The sequence below is a fragment of the Wolbachia endosymbiont of Glossina morsitans morsitans genome (genome assembly GCF_000689175.1).
Lineage (GTDB): Bacteria > Pseudomonadota > Alphaproteobacteria > Rickettsiales > Anaplasmataceae > Wolbachia > Wolbachia pipientis.
In genome coordinates, this window is the sequence record NZ_AWUH01000013.1 from 1 (window position 1) to 5,687 (window position 5,687).

Sequence of the window (5,687 nt, forward strand, 5' to 3'; positions counted from 1 at the left end):
ATAAGTGAAGAAGATCCAGACAAAATACAGGATTTTTTAGCTACTCAAACAAAAAGTTATTCATATGAAATAATGTTACCTGAAATTGATAATTTTCTATCACAAGCTAGGTGATTTTATCAATAAATTCATTGTGTACGTGATTATCATTTTTTGTTTCAATTCCAGTGATAACACTGCACCTAACGGGCTCTTTTATGGCTATTTCCTGAAATCCTTTTCTGACCTTATTGTAAAAATTAACATCCATTTCTTCATATTTATTCTTGTCTTTTGCTCTATTTAACCCAACTTTAACATCAATATCTAGAATGAATGTAATATCTGGATATTTAATTTCCACTAGCTTATGTAAGTCCCTTATTAGCCCTAAGTCAACTCCAAACCCATATCCTTGATATGCAATAGTTGAATCAATAAACCGATCACAAATCACTATTTTTCCTTCTGCAAGAGCTGGTAATATTAATTTTTTCATATGTTCGCGCCTCATCGAGATAAGTAGCAAGAGTTCAGAAATAGAATCAATATTATTCGTTAACAATACTCCTCTTATCTTTTCTGCAAAATCAGTGCCACCTGGTTCTCGAGTCAATACCACATTATTTTCGCCGTGAATTTGCTTAAAATGATTTGCAAGTAGCTTAGATTGTGTTGTTTTACCAGAGCCGTCTATTCCTTCGAAAGTTATGAACATAAGTTTTATAATTATAATACTAAAAAAGAATATGCAAACAGTATACATAGAAACCGTTTGACATTTAAATAATAAGACCGTAAATTACATATAGTATAATAATAGTCTATGGTTGCTCTGAATACTCCTAAAGTCGATTTTAGTTTTACTGCAAAAGATTTTAATCTTTTGGGAGTAGACAATAAATATTATGCATTAAGTGACTGTTGTGGAAAAAATAGTCTTATTATAATGTTTATATGCAATCACTGTCCTTACGTTCAGTCAATTATTAGCAATCTGGTAAGCGATGTTGATCAATTGAAAAAAGATTATCAGGTAAACACCGTTGCAATAATGCCAAATGATGTAAATGAATATCCAGAAGATTCCTTTGAAAATATGATTAATTTTGCCAAGGAAAATAAGTTTACATTTCCATATTTAATTGATAGTACACAGAAAATAGCTAAAGAATACGGGGCTGTTTGCACTCCTGACTTTTTTGGCTTTAATTCCAATTTAAACCTTTGCTATCGTGGACGTTTTAATAACACAAAAAAAGAAAAGGTTCAAAGCTATGAAGTAGGAAGTAGTGACTTATTTCAAGCTATGAAATTTATTGCAGAAACTGGTAATTCTCCAATTGACCAAAAATCAAGTATTGGCTGCTCAATTAAATGGTCTAATTCTACAGGTTAAATATCATGCACAGTGGCTCTCAGCATTTGTTTGATATTATAATTTTGCTTTCTGCTGCTGTGTTTATAGTCATAGCGTTTTGGAAAATGAATATTAGTCCAGTGCTCGGTTACTTCGTTGCAGGTGCAGTTATTGGTTCTCATGGGTTTAATCTGATACACTCAGCTGAAGCAATGGATAATCTTGCAGAATTTGGTGTAGTTTTCCTATTATTCATTATAGGCCTTGAATTGACATTTGAACGCCTGATCGCTATGCGTATTCATGTATTTGGGTTCGGTTCTCTTCAAGTTATAGTTACCATGGTAGCAATATGGTGCATCGCTCTTGCTTTCGGAGTGAATACGAGTATAGCAACAGTTATTGGTGGTGGGCTTGCGCTATCCTCAACAGCAATAGTGTTGCAGGTTCTGCAAGAAAAAGGTTCTCAAGCAAGTCAGGTTGGTAGGTTGTCAATAGCAGTACTATTAATGCAAGATTTTGCAGTAGTACCATTAATAGTATTGGTACCTTTACTTGCTGGCAATTCTGAGCACAGCCTGATAAGCTCATTGGCAGGTTCATTGGTGCAAGCAGCTATTGCATTAGTGCTGATATTTATAACTGGTAGATTATTGCTTAGACCTTTATTTTCGGTTATTGCTAAAATGGAAAGTAATGAGGTCTTTATATCAACAACGCTTTTAATAGTATTAGGAGCAGCATTTATTACTGAGCAATTCCATTTATCGTTGGCGTTAGGTGCATTTGTCGCTGGATTGTTAGTTGCAGAAACAGAATACAGACACTCAGTGGAACACGCGGTATTACCATTTAAAGATTTGTTTCTTGGCTTATTTTTCATGACTGTTGGTATGTCCATCAATACCGAACTTTTACTCAATAAGTTACCACTAATTACTTTATTATCGATTATCCTTATCGTTTTAAAAACATCTATCATATATATATTGTGTAGATTTTTTGGATTTAAGAGTGCACCTGCTATACAAGCTGGGTTACTGCTTTCACAAGGCGGTGAATTTGCGTTTATTTTATTTCGCTTAGCAGATGAGCTAAATGTGCTACCAAGTGAAATCGCTCAAGTACTTATGATGGTAACTACAGTAACCATGGCTTTCACTCCTCTTTTATCGGGGCTTGGAGATTGGATAGCAAACTCATTTAGCACTGAGAAAACAATATTAGATGATGAAGCTGTTGAAACAGATACACAAGATCTTTATAACCATGTGATAGTTGCTGGATTTGGTAGAGTGGGATATATGGTAACAAAAATGCTTACGGCAGAGCATTTAAGTTACGTTGTTGTAGATATTCAATCGAAAATAGTCAAAGAAGGAAAAAGTGATAGTTTTCCTATATATCTTGGAGATGTTACAAGATGTGAAATTTTAAAATCGGTAGGAATAGAAAGAGCTCAAGCTCTCGTTATTTCAATAAAGAATGAAGTTACTATAAAAAAAGTTGTTTCTTTAGTTGCAGCAAATTTTCCGCATGTAAATATTGTAATACGCTTACCAGATCTGAGTAATGTGGAGGTTTATAGAGATCTAGGAGCTAGTAAAATTATTCCTGAAACATCTGAGATAGGATTGCAGCTAGGTGGAGCTGCACTGAGCCTTAGTGGTATTAGCGAAAGTGGAGTTACGTCTTTAAAAAGTAGATTCAGAAAAGGCAATTACAGTATGTTAAAAGACCTTGGTAGTGATAAAGATGAATAACTACTTTTCTAATTTTATGTACAGAAAGCTTCAAGCTTTATTGAGGTTTTGCCTATAGTAAATTACGCACATAATCAACCAAGTTAAGGAAAGTGCAAACCAAGTGATTGCATATTCCAAATGCTTCATTGGCTGTATAGCTACTTTGCTGCCAAAATTGTTCGGCCACAATACACACTTCTCTAGCTTAATACCTAACTCATTGGAAATTTCTTCTGTACTCAGGGTAAACCATGTATTCGAAGCAGTATCGTTCTTGATAAACCAATTTTTACTTTTATTGCTATCGCAATATAAAATTCCATCTGCAACTACTTTTTCAATTTTTACTTTTTTCTCCTTTTTTTCTCTGACTATTCCTTTATTCACCAACATGTAACGTCCAGTGGTGAGCAACATAGGAGACAGCACGTGATAGCCGTGTTGCCCTGCAAAAACATATAGTTCTATATCACTTAGAATCCCATCAATCTTGACATGCCTATAGTTAAATTTTTCAAGGTCGTTATTGGGCAATAGATGAACCACTGGAAGACTCATACTTTTAATAATATTATTCTTCCAGTCCAATCTGAATATTTGCCATAACCCTAACAAAAAAAGAAGTGAGCAAGGTATAATTAAAATAAATACTATCTTTTTTAACACTCTATATTTGTGTTCTTAAATAGTTTTCAACACCCATTAGTTCAATAAGATCGATCTGTTTCTCAATACAATGGAAGTGCTCTTCTTCATTTTTTAACATCTCTTCTAATAACATTACACTAACAAAATCTTTTTCTTTCTCAGCGATAGAAATCGTTTCTTTGATATCCTTAATACCTTTTCCCTCTAATTTCAAACTAGCTTCTAAGATTTTCCGTATTGTGTCTTTTGTAAACTTTCCATCATACTTTGATATTTCATTTGTATCTTGAAAATTTGGTACACCTTTAAGCAATAAAATCCTTTCTGCCAACTTGCTTGCATGTTCAAGTTCTTCGTTAAGCTCATTTTTTACCTTTTCTGCAAGTCTATTAATTCCATTGTTTTTGAGTACTGCAAAATGTAAAAGATACTGGCGTACAGAAGTCAGCTCATTGGTCAATAATTTGTTCAAATGTTCTACTATCTCTTCATTCATAATCTTCCCTTAGTCCAATTTATCAGCATAATTTATATGATAACGATGATTATAGCAACTCATTTAATAGCTCCTTTGATAACAACCGTATTAAATAGCATGTCGTGGTATGTCTGTTTCTTTTTAGAAAAACAAGCAACTAGATACCAATAGAGGGTGAGCAGCACTATCATTACTTTCAATGCACTCAAGACATTCACTAATACCTCCTGATCTTGCAAAAATTCAGTAAGGACAACTACTACACTGTTTAACAAAGGAAGAAAAAACTGGGAAGTGCTTCTGTCAAACGCTAAATTCAAGTCTATTTTAGAATTATCTAAATTGATAGTACATATATTCATTAACTGTTGACCTGGAGTTGCTTGGGTCTTTGAAGATATAAAATATGTGAAGTAACTACAATTTACATACATGTATGATAGATGTAAGATCAACGGAGAATCCTCTAATAGCAGTATAATTAATAAAGTTGGAATTAATAAAATTGCTACATCTATTAAATATGCGCAAAAGCGCCTTTTTATGCTGGCAATCTCTGTCATTACCTATCTTCTAAATACTTTATTACAAAATTTGTAAGCTTATCAAAATGTTGAAAACGTAACAAATCTTCATAACCGCTTATTGATTGACCGTATATAATAGGTAAACAATTGGCGTTTTGTGCACACAGAACATCTGTGATGCTATCACCAACGAAAAACACATTTTCTCTATTTATAGGCAACGTACTCTCTTCTAGTGCAAATAACAAAGGGGTTGCAGATGGTTTATCTTCTGCATTATCGCATGACCCAACCACTCTTTCAAAGTAGGAATCTAGTTTAAAATAGGCAACTTCTTTACGTAAATTAGTATTTTTCTTATTACTTACTATTGCTAGATAAACATTGTGGCTTTTCAGTGTCTGCAACATTTTCTCTACTCCTTGATTCAGAGCGATGTTTTTCAATAGCGCATCATCTAAATATTGTTGATATATCTGATTTGCTTTTTTCCACTGATCGCCAAACAAATTGACCATATAGCCCTTTCTCGACTCGTTGGAATTTCTATCAGCAGCTTTATTACTATACCCCATTGAGTTTATGGTATACTTAATAGCATTAAAAATGTTATCTTGAGTGTCAACTAAAGTGTTATCCCAATCGAATACTACTGCTAATGAGCTATCTTTCATCTCTTATATAATTATACATTTTAACTTAATAAGTAAATAGCATTTTAATAAAAAAATATAAAAAGGACGTTCTTGATAAACACTCTTTACCACAAGTTATGTTAACTGTTTTTTATATAATGAGCTAATATACTGGTTATATGATATGTTTTAATAGGTAATAGGTATGGCCCAGAGATCTCAAGAAAGTGTTGAAAAAAGTTTAAAGACGTTGTTGAACGTTCTCCAGGTGCTTTTCCAGAAGGTACCTCATTAGAAGAGAAGGTTAATTATATC

The 5,687-nt window shown here is 33.1% G+C and carries 7 protein-coding genes; 2 read left to right on the top strand and 5 right to left on the bottom strand.

The annotated features are described in order from the left end of the window. Window positions 1-106: 106 nt before the first annotated feature. Window positions 107-697 carry a dTMP kinase gene (tmk, locus tag WGMM_RS00400; RefSeq protein WP_038248300.1) on the bottom strand — a complete coding sequence of 197 codons (591 nt, stop codon included), beginning with the start codon at window positions 695-697 and terminating at the stop codon, window positions 107-109. A gap of 108 nt (window positions 698-805) precedes the next feature. Between tmk and WGMM_RS00405 the strand changes: the two genes are divergently transcribed. Continuing rightward, the gene (locus WGMM_RS00405; protein ID WP_038248302.1) at window positions 806-1,378 is read left to right on the top strand and encodes a thioredoxin family protein; all 573 of its coding nucleotides are present in this window, start codon (window positions 806-808) and stop codon (window positions 1,376-1,378) included. 5 nt (window positions 1,379-1,383) lie between these two features. Continuing rightward, window positions 1,384-3,102, top strand: coding sequence for a monovalent cation:proton antiporter-2 (CPA2) family protein (locus tag WGMM_RS00410; RefSeq protein ID WP_038248304.1), 1,719 nt, complete (start codon window positions 1,384-1,386; stop codon window positions 3,100-3,102). A gap of 30 nt (window positions 3,103-3,132) precedes the next feature. Here the strand turns inward: WGMM_RS00410 and WGMM_RS00415 are convergent, their stop codons facing one another. The 4 genes from WGMM_RS00415 to WGMM_RS00430 are packed head-to-tail and all read right to left on the bottom strand — an operon-like array spanning window position 3,133 to window position 5,411. Then, window positions 3,133-3,750 carry an SURF1 family protein gene (locus WGMM_RS00415; RefSeq protein ID WP_038248309.1) on the bottom strand — a complete coding sequence of 206 codons (618 nt, stop codon included), beginning with the start codon at window positions 3,748-3,750 and terminating at the stop codon, window positions 3,133-3,135. 1 nt (window position 3,751) lies between these two features. Further along, window positions 3,752-4,228 (bottom strand): bacterioferritin, encoded by a 477-nt coding sequence (gene bfr, locus WGMM_RS00420; RefSeq protein ID WP_038248312.1) that lies wholly within the window; start codon window positions 4,226-4,228, stop codon window positions 3,752-3,754. Window positions 4,229-4,287: 59 nt separating this feature from the next. Further along, complete coding sequence (locus WGMM_RS00425; RefSeq protein ID WP_038248315.1) at window positions 4,288-4,773, bottom strand: RDD family protein; 486 nt, start codon at window positions 4,771-4,773, stop codon at window positions 4,288-4,290. Continuing rightward, window positions 4,773-5,411, bottom strand: coding sequence for an HAD family hydrolase (locus WGMM_RS00430; protein ID WP_038248318.1), 639 nt, complete (start codon window positions 5,409-5,411; stop codon window positions 4,773-4,775). The genes WGMM_RS00425 and WGMM_RS00430 overlap by 1 nt, the downstream gene beginning before the upstream one ends. Window positions 5,412-5,687: the final 276 nt, after the last annotated feature.

What these genes read in the sequence shown, in the direction of transcription:
- tmk (WP_038248300.1), bottom strand. Translation starts at nt 697, where the DNA reads ATGTTCATAACTTTCGAAGGAATAGACGGCTCTGGTAAAACAACACAA.
- WGMM_RS00405 (WP_038248302.1), top strand. Translation starts at nt 806, where the DNA reads ATGGTTGCTCTGAATACTCCTAAAGTCGATTTTAGTTTTACTGCAAAA.
- WGMM_RS00410 (WP_038248304.1), top strand. Translation starts at nt 1,384, where the DNA reads ATGCACAGTGGCTCTCAGCATTTGTTTGATATTATAATTTTGCTTTCT.
- bfr (WP_038248312.1), bottom strand. Translation starts at nt 4,228, where the DNA reads ATGAATGAAGAGATAGTAGAACATTTGAACAAATTATTGACCAATGAG.
- WGMM_RS00425 (WP_038248315.1), bottom strand. Translation starts at nt 4,773, where the DNA reads ATGACAGAGATTGCCAGCATAAAAAGGCGCTTTTGCGCATATTTAATA.
- WGMM_RS00430 (WP_038248318.1), bottom strand. Translation starts at nt 5,411, where the DNA reads ATGAAAGATAGCTCATTAGCAGTAGTATTCGATTGGGATAACACTTTA.